Source organism: Priestia sp. JV24 (assembly GCF_025910025.1).
In the GTDB taxonomy this organism is placed as follows: Bacteria; Bacillota; Bacilli; order Bacillales; family Bacillaceae_H; genus Priestia; species Priestia megaterium.
On record NZ_JAPCIN010000012.1, the window covers coordinates 100,401 to 115,682 of the forward strand.

Sequence of the window (15,282 nt, forward strand, 5' to 3'; positions counted from 1 at the left end):
ACAATAGAGGAAGGAGAACAAATGATGAAATTTGAAGATTATACATATACGCGACCTGATATGAATGAAATTGAAAAGCAATTTGAAAAGGCCATTACACATTTTACGGAAGCAGCGTCAGTCAGTCAGCAAAACGAGGCAATTCGTTTAGCAAATGATGCGTATTCCCAGTACAGCACAATGGGGAACATCTGCTATATTCGTCATTCTATCGACACAGCGAATGAATTTTATAAAGAAGAACAAGACTATTTTGATGAAACACAGCCGCTTTTAGAAGGATATGTAGAGAAATTTTACAAAGCGTTAATCTCTTCGCCTTTTAAACGGCAACTAGAAGAAAAGTGGGGCAAGCAGCTGTTCTCTCTTGCTGAAATGCAGTTAAAAACGTTCTCTCCGGAAATAGTAAAAGAGCTTCAGGAAGAAAATAAGCTATCGTCTCAATATACGAAACTAGTGGCGTCAGCTAAAATTGTATTTGAAGGAGAAGAAAGAACGTTAGCTCAGCTTGATCCGTTTATGGAGTCACCTGATCGAGGAATGAGAAAAAAAGCAGCAGAAGCGAAATTTCAATTTTTTACCGATCATGAAGAGGAATTTGATGATATTTATGACAAACTTGTAAAAGTGCGGACCAAGCTTGCTGAAAAATTAGGCTATAAAAATTTCGTAGAAGTGGGCTATGCTCGTATGTCTAGAATAGGCTACGATGCTGAAATGGTTGCCGCTTTTCGCAAACAAGTAAAAGAGTATATTGTTCCCCTTACTGAAAAACTAAAAAAGCGTCAGCAGGAAAGAATTCAAGTAGAGAGCTTAACTTATTATGATGAACCGTTTCAGTTTGAAACAGGAAACGCAGTGCCAAAAGGTGATGAAAAGTGGATTATTGAAAATGGACGAGTTATGTATAAGGAGCTTTCTAAAGAGACGGACGAATTTTTTTCATTTATGCTTGAAAATAATTTGATGGATCTAGTCGCTAAAAAGGGCAAAGCAGGCGGAGGCTACTGTACGTTTATTGAAGAATACAAAGCACCGTTTATTTTTTCAAATTTTAATGGAACATCAGGGGATATTGATGTGTTAACGCATGAAGCAGGGCATGCTTTTCAAGTGTATTCCAGCCGAGATATGGAAACCAATGAGTATCACTGGCCTACGCATGAAGGAGCTGAAATTCATTCGATGAGCATGGAGTATTTTACATGGCCTTGGATGGAGTTGTTCTTTAAAGAAGACAAAGATAAATACCAGTTTTCTCATTTAAGCTCAGGCTTAACCTTCTTACCTTACGGGGTAGCGGTAGATGAATTTCAGCATGCTGTATACGAACGTCCTGAGATGACGCCTTCGGAACGAAAACAAACGTGGCGAGAAATTGAAAAGAAATATATGCCTTCTAAAAACTATGACGGCCATCATTATCTAGAAAGCGGGGGCTTCTGGCAGCGCCAGCTTCATATTTACACGTCTCCGTTTTATTATATTGATTACACACTCGCTCAAATTTGTGCATTTCAATTTTGGAAAAAAGATCGAGAAAATCATGAGCAAGCATGGCAAGATTACGTTCATTTGTGTAAGCTTGGCGGAAGTAAGCCGTTTTTAGAATTAGTAGAGGAAGCGAATTTGATCTCTCCATTCGAAGAGGGTTGCGTGCAGTCTGTAGTAGATGAAATTGAAAACTATTTAAATAGTATTGATGATAAAAAGCTATAAAAAAAGAGATTGAGACACAACAAAATCAATCCAATCTAAAGACGAACAAATGGGATAAACAATCTAGTATGAATCGCTTGTTACACCGCCGTTGATTTCCGTGCAAGGCTTCGCTTTCCGCGGGCGGCCGGTGAGCCTCCTCGGCGCTCATGCTCCTGCGGGGTCTCACCTATTCCGCTTTTCCCGCAGGAGTCTTCGCCTTGCCCTCCAATCAACAGCTAGAAGCACCTAGATTAAATCTACGTTCACCCTCATAATAAAAAAATCCCAATGAGTTTGATTCTTAATTAAGAATCAAACTTGTTCGGATCTTTCTTCAACTAACATACTTTTGTTCCAGCCTCTTTTTTTAATGATTAATTTCTTGTTCCCATAAAGGAATCGTAAGGGAAACGCGGGTTCCTTCGCCAACAGTGCTTTTAATCTCAAATGTTCCTTTATGCTGATACAAAATGTTTTTAATCACAACAAGTCCAAGACCGGTACCTGAGGGCTTCGTAGTAAAAAAAGGCTTTTGAATGTGCGTAAGCAAATGTGAAGGAATGCCGACTCCTGTATCTTTAATGAAAATAGTAAGATCTTTAGTATGCTGAGTAACGTTTAAATGAATTTCTCCTCCGCTAGGCATAGCTTCAAGCGCATTTTTTAACAAATTAATGAGTACTTGCTTAATTTGATTTGCATCACAGCAGATGTATGTATGCGGGGCTTCCACCTGCGTTTTAACTACGACATTTTTTAATACACATTCTGATTCATACAGAAGAATAACGTCATTTAAAATAGTAGAGAATGCGTGCTTTTTCATAACCGTGTCATGAGGTTTAGCGAGCAATAAAAATTCTCCAACGATTGAGTTAATACGATTCAGTTCGCTCAGCATGATGGTTGTATAAGAATGATAGCGGCTGCTGTCTTCATGAATAAGCTGAATAAATCCATTCAGAGAAGTAAGCGGATTTCGAATTTCATGAGCGATTCCCGCTGCCATTTCGCCGGCTAAAGATAACTTATCGGTTTGGCGAAGAAATTTTTCTGTTTCTTTTTCTTCTGTAAGATCGCGTGAAATACCAAAAAGCGCAACGACTTGCTGATCACGATTAAAAATAGGTGAAACAGTGATTTCTACATCAATTATTTTTCCGTCTTTTCGCTTATCTTGAGTTTCAAAGGCTACCAGCTTTTCTCCTTTTTTAACCTTTTCTAATCGGCTTTCAGCGCCGCCCTTTAAGCCAGCAGGAATGAATGGAATGGCTTTTCCGACAATTTCTTCAGCTTTCCATCCGTATATTTGCTCAAAAGCATCGTTTACTTTAATCACTTTACCGTCTAGACTGAACACGGAAATGGCGTCGCGATTGTATGTAAAAAAAGATTGTAAATACTCTTGAGCTGAGTACAGTTCATCTTCGGTTTTGTTCATTTTGACCGTCTTAATAGCAATCAGTTTTTTAGAGAAATGAGCACAATACAACAAAATAATCATTGTGATCAGCGTAAACAAAATGAAATAAACGATATCTAATTTCACGAAAGTCACAGATGTAAAAAGAGTGTTGCTTACATAAAAGTACAAAACAATTATTATGGACATTAATGTAGAAATTACAATAGCGACATAGCTATAATAAATAAAGCTAACAATAATTCCAAGAAACAAAAATAAATAATTAATAACAGCAGGTTCAATAGATGTGATGTACGCAATATAGGCATAATAGCATATAAAAAAAGAATACATAATGATAGCAGGATGAAAATGAAAGTAGTACATAGCCGTCACTACCAATAATAAAATTCCTCCGCTTATAAAAACAATCATATGAGGATCAGCTGCAATAAAGTGGTATAACACAATGTGGACAAAATACAGCAGCCAAAAAATAAGTAAAAGAATAAAATTCCGTTTTTTTATGAGGTTGTGTGATTCCATAAAAAATCCCTTTCTTAAATGGTGAATAATTTTATAGGAGAATAACTTTATAGTCAGCTAGTCGCTCGATATAGTGATATATCACTCATATTAGCATAGTTACAACTGTGTGAATAGCCGAATTGAGTACTTAGACTAAGGAAGATAGATCTAGAATACAGCTAGTCATAAACTATTAAGGAAATATGAGGGGAATATGAATGAAATGAAGGGGATGTAAAGCTTTTGTGATAACCTTGTAAAAATGAACTTTTTTCTAATTGGATAGGCTATACTGCCAGTAGAGCCATATGAATGGTGACTACATAGAGGCTCAGATGATTCGAAAGGAGACGGTAAAATGAACAAAAGTTTATTAGTCAAGTTATTTGGATCACTTCTAGCAATTATGTTAATCACAGCATGCAACTCTCAAACGGATGAAAAAGATGCCACAGAACAGCAAACAGAACAGTCGGATGATACTCAAGCGGAGGATACAACTACAGATGATTCACAGGAAACAATGAAGCAAGACGAAGCAGATGATTCATCTGGGGATGAAGCAGCTGATGATCAAGAAGAATCAACGGATAGTGCTGACGAAAAAACAGATGAAAGCAAATAAACGTAAGTATTTCTATAAAAAAAAGCGACTCAAGTAGAGTCGCTTTTTCTATTAGTTTTGTACGGTGATTTCGCTTGCTTCATTTAACGTTACGTTCACTGTCGATACGTCTGCGTCATCTAAAAGTAAGTCTGTAATTCGATCTTCAAGCTGTTCTTGAATTGCTCGGCGGAGCGGTCTAGCACCGAATGCAGGGTGATAGCCAAGTTCAGCCAGTTTTTCTTTTACTTCAGCTGCTACGCTCAGCGTGATATTTTGTTCTTGTAATGTTTCTTTTAATTCAGCAAGCATAAGGTCCACGATTTTAATCAAGTTGTCTTTTTCAAGATGATTAAATTCAATGATTGTATCAAATCGGTTTAAAAACTCTGGTTTGAAATAAGATGAAAGTGAATCTAAAACGGATGCCTGTTTAAGTGCGTCATTTTCTGCGTCAAACCCAACCGTAATTTTCTTTTCACCTACACCAGCGTTACTTGTCATAATGATAACTGTGTCTTTAAAGCTTACTGTGCGACCTTGACTATCTGTTAGACGTCCATCTTCTAGAATTTGCAGAAACATATGCTGAACGTCTGGATGAGCTTTTTCAATTTCATCTAGTAAGATGATGGAATAAGGATTACGGCGTACTTTCTCTGTTAATTGTCCTGCCTCTTCGTGACCTACGTAGCCAGGAGGCGACCCGATTAATTTAGACACCGCGTGTTTTTCCATATATTCACTCATATCTAGACGAACCATAGCATCTTTTGAGCCGAACAGTTCTTCAGCTAATGTTTTGGTTAACTCTGTTTTACCGACACCTGTTGGGCCGACAAATAAGAATGAACCAATTGGGCGATGCTTCGCTTTTAATCCAGCGCGAGAACGTCGAATCGCTTTTGCTACTTTTTCTACAGCTTCCTGCTGTCCGATTACTTTTTGAGCTAAGTGCTCTGCTAAATGCTTCATTTTTGCTGATTCATTTTCTTGAAGTTTACCAACAGGGATACCCGTTTTCTTTTCAATAATTGCTTGAATATCAGCAATATCCACATTCATTTTTTGCTGTTCTTCGTTTAGTTGTTTTTCAAGAGCAGCTTCTTCATCTCGCAGTTTTGCTGCTACTTCATATTTTTCATCCTTTAGCGCCTGCTCTTTTTCTTTTGTAATTTCTTTTAAGCGAGCGGCCGCGTCGTCTTTATTTGTAATGCCCGCCTGTAAGTTCATTTTTGAACCTGCTTCATCTAGCAAGTCAATTGCTTTATCAGGCAAGAAGCGATCTTGAATGTAGCGGTGTGATAAATTTACACAAGCGCGGACTGCTTCATCTGTATAGCTAACGCCGTGATAATCTTCATATTTACTTTGGATCCCTTTTAGAATTTCAACGGCTTCTTCTACAGACGGTTCGTGAACCATAACCGGCTGGAAGCGTCGTTCAAGAGCCGCATCTTTTTCAATGGAACGGTACTCTTTTAAAGTTGTAGCTCCGACTACTTGAAGTTCGCCTCGTGCAAGAGCTGGTTTTAAAATATTGCTTGCGTCCATTGAACCTTCCGCTGAACCAGCTCCTACAAGAAGGTGAATTTCATCGATAAATAAAATCACGTTTTTTCGCTGTTGAAGCTCAGAAATTAACTGTTTCATGCGCTCTTCAAATTGACCGCGCACGCCGGTATTAGCTACGAGAGATGCTACATCTAACAGATATACATCTTTATTTAACAGCTTGGCAGGAACTTTTCCTTCCGCGATTTTTAAAGCTAACCCTTCAACAACAGCTGTTTTACCAACACCGGGTTCTCCGATTAGTACCGGGTTGTTTTTGTTTCTTCTATTTAAAATTTCAATGACACGCTCTACTTCTTCTTCTCGGCCAATAACAGGGTCAATTAATCCCGTTTTCGCAATTTGAGTTAAGTTTCGACCGAACTGGTCTAAAAAGCCTCCGCCGCCATTTCCTTGCTGTGGCTGTTCCGGTGCAGCTTGTTCGTGCGCCATTTGATTGAATAAATCATCGATGTTCATAAAGCCGCCACCTCCAAAACCTGATGGGATTTTATGTTCTTTCATTAGTGCTTGATAACATGTATGACATAAACGATATTGAGATTTTTGGTTATTTGTTTGTACATTTAATTGAATAGATGCTTCACGTTTATTACAGTTTTGACAAATCATTTAATTAGCCTCCCTAAATGATTTTAATCGAAGATCAGCAGGTGTTTGACCTTTCTTGACCTTTCGTAATTTCATTATACTTTGACCTTTTTTGACTTTCAAGTCTTTTGCTTAAAAAATTTTTGAAGGAAGTTCCTCGCTTATGTACAAAAGGTAGTACATTAAAAAAAGATGTGTTTTATGTGTACCCGTTCTATACATGTAAAAACATAAGAGGCATTTTGTACAATGATCTGCTGGGAGAGGGAATTAATATTAATAAGAAGAAAAGTGGAAAAATGAGTGCAGAGCTTACCGTTGGATAAAATAAGTTATTGACAGCAAGAAGGATAAAAATTATACTCAAGAAGGTTTGCACTTAACTGCGTAAAAGCATAAAAGCGTTTAAGTGGAAAAGAAAGATAGAAAGGGAATACCTCATGAAAAAAGAAATTTCATTTATACAATCAATAGCGGTGATTTTGGTGCTATTAGCTATTATTTTTGTTTCATTATTTACGTTAAAGCTGCCGCCTCATATTCCGCTGATATTTGGTGTAGCATTTATTAGTGTGATTGGCTTTTTGTTGAAATATAAGTGGACAGAAATGGAGAAAGGGATTTTAGACGGTGTCAGACTGGGCATTAAGCCTATCCTTATTTTAATGCTGATCGGGATGCTTATTGCGATTTGGATGGTAGGAGGAACGATACCGACGATTTTATCCTACGGCTTCCACTGGATTTCACCCCAGTACTTTTTAATTAGTGCTTTAGTTATTACCGTATTAGTTTCAACATTCACGGGAAGTTCATTAACAACCGTCAGTACGGTAGGGGTCGCTTTATTTGGCGTAGGAACTGCTATTGGTGTACATCCAGGGCTAGCAGCGGGGATGATTGTTTCAGGAGCTGTGTTTGGAGATAAGATGTCTCCATTGTCTGATACAACAAATTTTGCTTCTGGTATCGTTGAAGTTCCGCTTCCTAAACATATTCAGCACATTACGTGGACGACGGTTCCAAGTATTGTTATTACAGCAATCATTGCACTTGTAATCGGAATCAACGGAAATCAGGAAAGCGTCAATTACGGGGAAATTCAAGGAATTCAAGACGCATTAAAACATACGTTTAATTTACATGTGTTAACGTTGCTTTCTCCACTTTTAGTTCTTATTTTTTCGATGAGAAGAGTCGATGTACTGCCAACGTTAGTTTTAGGTATTGTAACGGCCATCATTACAGGAATGATCACACAGCATGAATTTACGCTGAGTCAATTGCTAGGCGTTCTTCAAAGCGGGCCTGCAGTAGAGTCAGGAAATGAAGTAGTGGATGCGATTGTGAATAAAGGCGGAATGCAGTCCATGATGTTTTCAATTTCCCTTATCATGATTGCCTTGTCGCTAGGTGGCTTGATGAGAGCCGTTGGAATTATTGATGCTTTGTTAGAAGGATTAGCAAAACAAATTCGCCGCAGCGGAGACGTTATTTTTGCTACGCTTCTATCTTCAATTGGAGTGAACGTTATTACAGGCGAACAGTATTTATCGATTCTCTTGCCTGGACAGACGTTTAAGCCGCTGTATGAAAAGTGGAATTTAGATCCAAAAAACTTATCACGAACGCTTGAAGACGGTGGAACGGTTATTAATGCTATTATTCCATGGGGGGTCAGCGGTGCTTTTATTTCAACTGCATTAAATATTCCTGCAGCTGACTATATTCCATTTACATTCTTTAGCATTTTATGTCCTATTTTTTCAATTATTTTAGCATATACAGGCATTGGCATTGCCAAGAAAAAAGCTCAGTCTTAACTGGGCTTTTTTTTTGGAAAAAGGACAGGTGAAAAACGACAAAAAAGTATCATTCCACTTTTCAAATCTATAATTTAATAATACAATTTACTATACGTCTTTCTTGTTAATGTATTTGGATGAATTCTTATTTCTTTATTGATGAAGAAATTTGAGTTTTGCGGTATGATAAATAAGCTGTATTGGCGATGGGATGAATGCCCTTTTTAGCAAACATTTAAGAAGGGTAAAGCCAAATGAAAACACTCATTATAAAAGAGAAAAGATATTTATTGAGGAGAGGGTTTCTGTTGAAAAAATGGGGCATCATTGCATTAATCACTGTAGCTGTGCTCGGTGTGACAGCGGTTTTCAACCGAGCTGAAAGTGATGATGTAAATAAAGAAAAATTGAATTTATTATCGCCTTATTCAAATAAAGTAGATGTATATAGCATTACGTATCCTAGTGATAATTTAAAGATAAAAGGGTTTTTAGTACAGCCTAAAGACATTGCAGACAAACATTATCCGCTTTTAGTATATAATCGCGGAGGAAATCGCGAACATGGCATGATTCGCGCAAAAACACTGCAGTACTTATCATATTGGGCAAGTAAAGGCTACGTCGTGGTTGCGACTCAATACAGGGGAAATGGCGGAAGTGAAGGTACAGAGACGTACGGGGGTAAAGATATTGACGACGTATTAAATCTTATTAAGTGGGGAGAACAGCTTCCTTATGTAAATCACCAGCAAAAGGTAGCGCTAGGATATTCACGCGGCGGCATGATGACGTATTTAACGATGAAAAACGGCGTTAAATTTGATGCAGTTGTCGTACAATCAGGTATTACAGACATGTTTCAATTCTATGATCAAAGAGGGCCTGAAATGAAACAAGTGCTGCGGACGATTGTAGGAGATCCGGCGCAGTATCCAGAGAGGTATAAAAGTCGTTCTGTTGTCTATTGGAGCGATAAAGTAAATTCACCTCTTTTGATTTTACAGGGTGATCATGATCGTAAAGTTCACCACACGCAGGCTGAAAAGCTTGTGAAACAATTAGATGAGCAGGGAAAAGAATATAAATATGTACTGTACAAAAACGGAGACCATCCGCTAACTGCTTATTATGATCAATATAACGCGGAAATTGATAAATGGTTTAAAATACATTTAGCTAAGCAGTAAAGAAATTGGAAGTAGTTTTGATGAATGGAAAAGAGCAGCTTGTTTTATCCTACTACATGTAAGCATATAAAAAGGGGATGAAGCAAAATGACTCAGTCTAAAAGTCAAAAAGAGCGTCAGTGGAATGTGCGAAAACAATCACAAAACCCATCGCATGGAAAAGTGAAATCTTTTGAAGAACTATCAGAAGAAATCACGCCTAAACGTAAATCAGGTAACCACCACATAAAGGAAGACACAAAAAAGGAGAGCTGAAGCTCTCCTTTTTCTATGTTTGTTTATGGATTTGTGGACCACATGCCCGCAGATTTGATAAAAATACGCGGATGCAATTTTAATTGTGCGACCATAATTTCTGCTAGGTCTTCAGGCTGCATCACTTTATCAGGATTGCCATCCGTTAAGTTTTCTTTATACGCTAATTCCGTTGCTACTGTACTTGGTGTTAGAGCTGTTACACGAATATTGTGTTTGCGCACTTCTAACGCTAGAGATTCAGTTAAGCCGAGCACGCCAAATTTTGAAGCGCTGTAAGCACTTGTAACGGGAGCACCTTTTTGACCAGCAGTGGATGAAATATTGATAATGTCTCCACCATTTTTTTCGATTAATTGAGGTAGAACGGCGCGCGTTACGTAGTAAACGCCCATTAAATTCACATCAATGATTTGTTTCCACTCAGCTGGGTCTAGCTCTAAAAAGCTTCCGAATTTACCGATTCCTGCATTGTTGATTAAGATATCTGTTGCCCCTAATTTTGTATGTAGATGCTCAACTGCTGCATTTACTTCTTCCATAGAAGAAACATCTGCTGTTGCATAAGCAACTTGTACATCAAATGCTTCTAGTTCAGAAGCAACAGCCTTTAAATCTGCCTCTGTACGAGCAATTAAACCGATATTTACGCCTTCTTTTGCTAATTCAATCGCAGTTGAACGACCGATGCCTTTTCCTGCTCCTGTAATAAGAGCTACTTTGCCTTTAAGTGATTGTGCCATGTATAGACTCCTTTCAATGTTCCGCATAAACATTCTTCATAATAACAAAGAATTATCCATTACTATCCTATAGAAATGCACAAATGATGTCAAAAATAAAGATTATTAAAATGGCTTCAAGTATAAATTTCCTTTTCATACAAAAACTATAGAGACTAAAAAGAAGAAATTCCGTTTCTTTTCGTTCAATGTAGTGGAGGATGAACAATGCGTATAAAAAAACTATCTGAGTTAACGAATAAATCCAAAAAGCGGAAAGAAAAAGCTGATGAATCGAAGGACACTAAGGACACTAAGGATACTAGTGCTTCTTCTACACAGGAAGAGCAGAAATTATCTGAGAGGGTGGGAGATAATTTATCCCGCATGAAAAAAGCACTGGGACAGAGCACGGATTTAGTTGTACGAGAGTTTCGAATTTCGATTGAAGAAAAATTCACTTTAGGTGTTGCTTACATCGACGGATTAGTAAATAAAGACGAAGTTGAACACTATTTTGGATGTTATCTATTTTTTTTAAAGTTGTCATTGTGTTCTATGCCATTTAGTTAAGTATCGTCCAATTGTGTAATTTACGGGTGCGCAATTTTTTAAGCTTTCCTTTAGGTCTAATTATTACAGGCGTGGCGTATTACATTATTCCCAACACAGCGTACTTCAATTATTTTGAAAAATATTACTGGCCGTTTTATTTATTTGTACTAAGCGTCTGTTTTCCGGCGTTATTTATTGCTCTTTCTTATATAAAGAAAAATAAGGCAGCTAAAGGCGATAGAAGCCAACAAACATAGCATTATTTATACGCATGTGGTATAATACGATGACAATTCAAGAAGAAACGCCGTGCACGTTTGTATATGTACGGGAGAGGTTCGAAAACTCCCTCTATAAAAAACTAAGATCATCGTTGATGACAAAAGACACGGTTTTAGCGTGTCTTCTTTCACGTGCTTTTCTATCAACGCGTCTTTTTGATGTGTATGCTGGCGAGGACGTGTATCTTAGTTGCTTTTTAGGGAGATTGCTGGAAAAGAGCAGTCTCTTTTTTGTGTTATAAAATTAGTCACAAAGGGAACGAACGGTTCAATAAAGTTTCTTCTTCTTTTGATTTCAATCAAAAAGGAGACGAACAATAATGATAAAAAATGAAAAAGCTATTGTTGTATTTAGCGGAGGTCAAGATAGTACAACATGTCTATTTTGGGCTTTGAAAAACTTTAAAGAAGTAGAAACGGTTACTTTTCAATATGGTCAGCGTCATAGTCAAGAGATAGAGGTAGCAAAAGCTATTGCAGCTGATTTAGGTGTGAAGCACACCGTACTAGATATGTCACTTTTAAATCAATTAGCACCAAATGCCTTAACGCGAGATGATATTGAGATCGAGCAAAAAGAAGGAGAGTTGCCTACCACATTTGTGGATGGCCGCAATCTGTTATTTTTATCATTTGCAGCCGTACTGGCTAAAAACAGCGGAGGCCGTCATATCGTAACAGGCGTTTGTGAAACTGATTTTTCGGGATATCCAGACTGTCGAGATGTATTTGTAAAATCGTTAAACGTCACGCTTAATTTATCAATGGACTTTGAATTTGTGATTCATACGCCTCTTATGTGGATTGATAAAGCAGAAACGTGGGCGTTAGCGGATGAGCTAGGGGCGCTTGAGTATGTGCGTGAAAAAACATTAACATGCTACAACGGTATTGTTGCTGATGGATGCGGCGAATGTCCCGCATGTCAATTGCGAAAACGCGGGTTAGATCAATACATGCAAACAAAAGAAGGGGGAGAGGAATAATGCTGCAACAAATGTATCCTCAAGTATTTCATGACTATCAATACGAACTGAACAAAGATATGCAGTTTGCTGCGGCACATTTTGTTCCTCACACAGAAGCAGGAAAATGCCGTCAAGTCCATGGACATACGTATTTCGTAAATCTAACTGTTGCCGGAGATACATTAGACGAAGCGGGCTTTTTAGTAAACTTTGCGCTATTGAAAAAAATTGTTTCTGGTCAATTTGATCATACATTATTGAACGATCATTCTATCTTTAACGAAGAAAATCCAAATGATTTTCCTACAACTGAAGTTGTTGCTCGTAAAATTTATGAGTTGGTTCAAGAATATCTAGACACACTACCAAATAAGCCTTCTTGCGTACAAGTATTCGTGCGGGAAACGCCGACAAGTTACGTAGTTTACCGCCCAAAGAAGGTGAAAAAACGTGGCTAATACAATTCCAGTACTTGAAATATTCGGACCAACGATTCAAGGGGAAGGAATGGTTGTAGGACGTAAGACGATGTTTGTTCGTACCGCGGGCTGTGATTATTCCTGCAGCTGGTGTGATTCAGCTTTTACGTGGGATGGATCTGCTAAAAACGATATTCGTCAGCTAACAGCAGAACAAATTTGGACGGAGCTAAAAGAAATTGGAGGAGAGTGCTTTGATCACGTCACCATTTCTGGAGGAAACCCTGCGCTTATCAAGGCAATTGGTTCACTTGTAGAGCTTTTGCACAGTCATGGGGTAAAAGCAGCTCTTGAAACACAGGGAAGCCGTTATCAGGATTGGTTCCTAAAGATCGATGATTTAACGATTTCTCCTAAGCCTCCAAGTTCATTAATGAAAACAAATTTCGCCGTATTAGACGATATTATAGAAACATTAATAAAGGAAAAACGCATGGCGCACATAAGCATAAAAGTCGTTGTATTTAATGATGAGGACTTTGAGTATGCAGCGTCTGTTCATGAACGTTATCCTGAGGTTCCATTTTTTGTTCAAGTAGGAAACGAGGACTTAACGACAATCGATAATGCGTCGTTAACACAAGAATTGCTTAAAAAGTATGAATGGTTAATCGATAAGGCAGTGGCAGCTAAAAACATGAACGATGTAAGAGTTCTGCCGCAGGTTCACGCCCTTGTTTGGGGAAATAAACGAGGCGTGTAAGCGCATAGCAAAAAATTTACAAAGAAAAATAAAAACAGATATATACAAAATAAAAAAACGCTGTTAGAATGACAATCGTAGAAAGAGAGGAAATACAAATGAGCGGTCGAAAAGATGAAGAATTAGAAGGTGTATCACTCCTTGGAAATCAAGGAACAAACTATTTGTTTGAATATGCACCAGAGATTCTAGAAGCATTTGATAACAAACACCCAAATCGTGATTATTTTGTGAAATTCAACTGTCCGGAATTTACGAGCTTATGTCCAAAAACAGGTCAGCCGGATTTCGCAACCATTTATATTAGTTACATTCCAGATGAGAAAATGGTAGAAAGCAAGTCGTTAAAGCTTTATTTGTTCAGCTTCCGTAACCATGGAGATTTCCATGAAGACTGTATGAACATTATTATGAATGACTTAATTAAACTGATGAATCCAAGATATATTGAAGTATGGGGAAAATTCACACCACGCGGCGGGATTTCAATTGATCCATATACAAACTATGGCCGTCCCGGTACAAAGTATGAAGAAATGGCTAATTATCGCCTGATGAATCATGATTTATACCCAGAAACAATTGATAATCGTTAATTCGAACAAACAGGTTGTGTATGCAACCTGTTTTCCATTGCAAAAACAACAGGTGAGAAGGTGAAAGAATGTCACAGAGATCAGCATTAGTATTAGGTGCAAGCGGACTTGTTGGTCAAGAACTTTTAAAAATGTTATTAAGCAACAGCTTATATAACCATGTGACAGTGTTTGTTCGAAAAAAGCTACCAATCGAACACACAAAGCTACGTCAGCTTGAAATTGATTTTTCAGAGCTTGATAAGCATGAAGAATGCTTTGCAGTTGATGATGTATATTGCTGTTTAGGCACGACAAAGAAAAAAGCAAAAACAAAAGCGAAATTCATTAGAGTGGACTACGAATTTCCTTTAAAAGCGGCTAAATGTGCAGAAAAATATCGCTGCAAAAACTTTTTAACGATCACAGCAATTGGTGCTGATCTTCGTTCGCCATTCTTTTACAGTAAAGTAAAGGGGCAAGTAGAAGAAGATATCGCAAGCTTGTATATCCGTTCTACTCACTTTTTCCGCCCATCGTTATTATTAGGCAAGCGCCAAGAGTTTCGCCTATTTGAAAAGATTGGGGGATACACGTTAAAGTCGTGTTCATTTTGCCTTGTAGGAAAGTGGAGAAAGTATCGTCCAATTAAAGCGTATAACGTAGCCAAATCGATGATGAAAGCTGCTCTTGAAGATAAATGTGGGGTTCATGTACATGAAAGCCAAGACATTTATACAGGTGAATGCTATTATTCGTTTACCAACGGCAAGCGAGTATTATCAAAATAAAGAAAAGCCTCTTCATAAGAAGGGGCTTTTTTCTATCTTCCGTCACCATCCGCATCTCCATCTCCACCGCTATCTCCATCGCCATCATGATCGTGGTTAGAAGCAGTTTCACTCCAGCTTGTGTAGGAGTTAGAATCTTCTTCGGCATAATTCATGGGTTCAACGGATGTTTTTTTATTTGAAGTTTGTTTGCGTTTAAAAACGAACTGCACGATGAAAAAAAGAATGACAATAAGAGCAACGATAAACAATACAGTATCAAACATGCTAGTAATTCCTTTCGGTAAGAAGTTAGTAGTAGCTTGTTGTTATTGTCACACGAAAATAAGCCCCTTTCAAGAAAAATGGGGCCTGTTTTTGTTTCTTTAAGGAAACTTTTTTTATCTCAACCATATATTATTGTATAAAGAAACATTTTAGAAAAGAGGGAATACAGTGAAAAAAAGTTCGAAGGATGTTAAGGTGCAACAGTATATTTACCTCATGTATAAGCTGGGGATTATTACAGAAGAACAAAAGAATCAATTCTTTCAAAATCAATAAAAAAGCAACCG

At 37.7% G+C, this 15,282-nt stretch carries 16 protein-coding genes and 1 riboswitch; of the genes, 11 read left to right on the forward strand and 5 right to left on the reverse strand.

Going from position 1 to position 15,282, the window contains the following annotated elements:
* Window positions 1-24: 24 nt before the first annotated feature.
* Window positions 25-1,719, forward strand: coding sequence for a M3 family oligoendopeptidase (locus OK414_RS06190; RefSeq protein WP_034653538.1), 1,695 nt, complete (start codon window positions 25-27; stop codon window positions 1,717-1,719).
* 80 nt (window positions 1,720-1,799) lie between these two features.
* Here the strand turns inward: OK414_RS06190 and OK414_RS06195 are convergent, their stop codons facing one another.
* Complete coding sequence (locus tag OK414_RS06195) at window positions 1,800-1,934, reverse strand: hypothetical protein (protein ID WP_256656501.1); 135 nt, start codon at window positions 1,932-1,934, stop codon at window positions 1,800-1,802.
* 134 nt (window positions 1,935-2,068) lie between these two features.
* On the reverse strand, window positions 2,069-3,652 hold the full coding sequence (locus OK414_RS06200; RefSeq protein ID WP_205662497.1) for a PAS domain S-box protein: 1,584 nt from the start codon (window positions 3,650-3,652) through the stop codon (window positions 2,069-2,071).
* Between the two features lie 340 nt (window positions 3,653-3,992).
* Here OK414_RS06200 and OK414_RS06205 point away from each other — a divergent pair, with 340 nt between their 5' ends.
* Window positions 3,993-4,259: a hypothetical protein gene (locus tag OK414_RS06205; protein WP_013055972.1), complete on the forward strand. Its 267-nt coding sequence runs from the start codon at window positions 3,993-3,995 to the stop codon at window positions 4,257-4,259.
* A 51-nt stretch (window positions 4,260-4,310) separates the two neighbouring features.
* On the opposite strand, the gene OK414_RS06210 is transcribed toward OK414_RS06205, so the two are convergent.
* Window positions 4,311-6,425 (reverse strand): ATP-dependent Clp protease ATP-binding subunit, encoded by a 2,115-nt coding sequence (locus tag OK414_RS06210; protein WP_034653532.1) that lies wholly within the window; start codon window positions 6,423-6,425, stop codon window positions 4,311-4,313.
* 419 nt (window positions 6,426-6,844) lie between these two features.
* On the opposite strand from OK414_RS06210, the gene nhaC reads away from it, so the two are divergent.
* From nhaC to OK414_RS06225, 3 genes are all read left to right on the forward strand, one after another.
* Window positions 6,845-8,227, forward strand: coding sequence for a Na+/H+ antiporter NhaC (nhaC, locus tag OK414_RS06215; protein ID WP_034653530.1), 1,383 nt, complete (start codon window positions 6,845-6,847; stop codon window positions 8,225-8,227).
* Window positions 8,228-8,517: 290 nt separating this feature from the next.
* Window positions 8,518-9,399 (forward strand): alpha/beta hydrolase family protein, encoded by an 882-nt coding sequence (locus OK414_RS06220; RefSeq protein ID WP_014461062.1) that lies wholly within the window; start codon window positions 8,518-8,520, stop codon window positions 9,397-9,399.
* A gap of 87 nt (window positions 9,400-9,486) precedes the next feature.
* Window positions 9,487-9,654, forward strand: a complete 168-nt coding sequence (locus tag OK414_RS06225; RefSeq protein WP_263045434.1) for a DUF6254 family protein — start codon at window positions 9,487-9,489, stop codon at window positions 9,652-9,654.
* A gap of 23 nt (window positions 9,655-9,677) precedes the next feature.
* On the opposite strand, the gene OK414_RS06230 is transcribed toward OK414_RS06225, so the two are convergent.
* Window positions 9,678-10,397, reverse strand: coding sequence for a 3-ketoacyl-ACP reductase (locus tag OK414_RS06230; protein WP_013082239.1), 720 nt, complete (start codon window positions 10,395-10,397; stop codon window positions 9,678-9,680).
* A gap of 207 nt (window positions 10,398-10,604) precedes the next feature.
* Here OK414_RS06230 and OK414_RS06235 point away from each other — a divergent pair, with 207 nt between their 5' ends.
* From OK414_RS06235 to OK414_RS06260, 6 genes are all read left to right on the forward strand, one after another.
* Window positions 10,605-10,949, forward strand: a complete 345-nt coding sequence (locus tag OK414_RS06235; protein WP_252342940.1) for a hypothetical protein — start codon at window positions 10,605-10,607, stop codon at window positions 10,947-10,949.
* Between the two features lie 309 nt (window positions 10,950-11,258).
* Window positions 11,259-11,302: riboswitch (PreQ1 riboswitch) on the forward strand.
* 230 nt (window positions 11,303-11,532) lie between these two features.
* The gene (gene queC, locus OK414_RS06240; RefSeq protein WP_034653525.1) at window positions 11,533-12,198 is read left to right on the forward strand and encodes a 7-cyano-7-deazaguanine synthase QueC; all 666 of its coding nucleotides are present in this window, start codon (window positions 11,533-11,535) and stop codon (window positions 12,196-12,198) included.
* On the forward strand, window positions 12,198-12,638 hold the full coding sequence (queD, locus tag OK414_RS06245; RefSeq protein WP_034653522.1) for a 6-carboxytetrahydropterin synthase QueD: 441 nt from the start codon (window positions 12,198-12,200) through the stop codon (window positions 12,636-12,638). The genes queC and queD overlap by 1 nt, the downstream gene beginning before the upstream one ends.
* Window positions 12,631-13,362 carry a 7-carboxy-7-deazaguanine synthase QueE gene (queE, locus tag OK414_RS06250; RefSeq protein WP_013082242.1) on the forward strand — a complete coding sequence of 244 codons (732 nt, stop codon included), beginning with the start codon at window positions 12,631-12,633 and terminating at the stop codon, window positions 13,360-13,362. The genes queD and queE overlap by 8 nt, the downstream gene beginning before the upstream one ends.
* Before the next feature lie 98 nt (window positions 13,363-13,460).
* On the forward strand, window positions 13,461-13,958 hold the full coding sequence (queF, locus tag OK414_RS06255; protein ID WP_013082243.1) for a preQ(1) synthase: 498 nt from the start codon (window positions 13,461-13,463) through the stop codon (window positions 13,956-13,958).
* Between the two features lie 68 nt (window positions 13,959-14,026).
* Window positions 14,027-14,728: an NAD(P)H-binding protein gene (locus OK414_RS06260; protein ID WP_034653518.1), complete on the forward strand. Its 702-nt coding sequence runs from the start codon at window positions 14,027-14,029 to the stop codon at window positions 14,726-14,728.
* Between the two features lie 32 nt (window positions 14,729-14,760).
* Here the strand turns inward: OK414_RS06260 and OK414_RS06265 are convergent, their stop codons facing one another.
* Window positions 14,761-14,994 (reverse strand): hypothetical protein, encoded by a 234-nt coding sequence (locus OK414_RS06265; protein WP_016763399.1) that lies wholly within the window; start codon window positions 14,992-14,994, stop codon window positions 14,761-14,763.
* Window positions 14,995-15,282 lie beyond the last annotated feature (288 nt).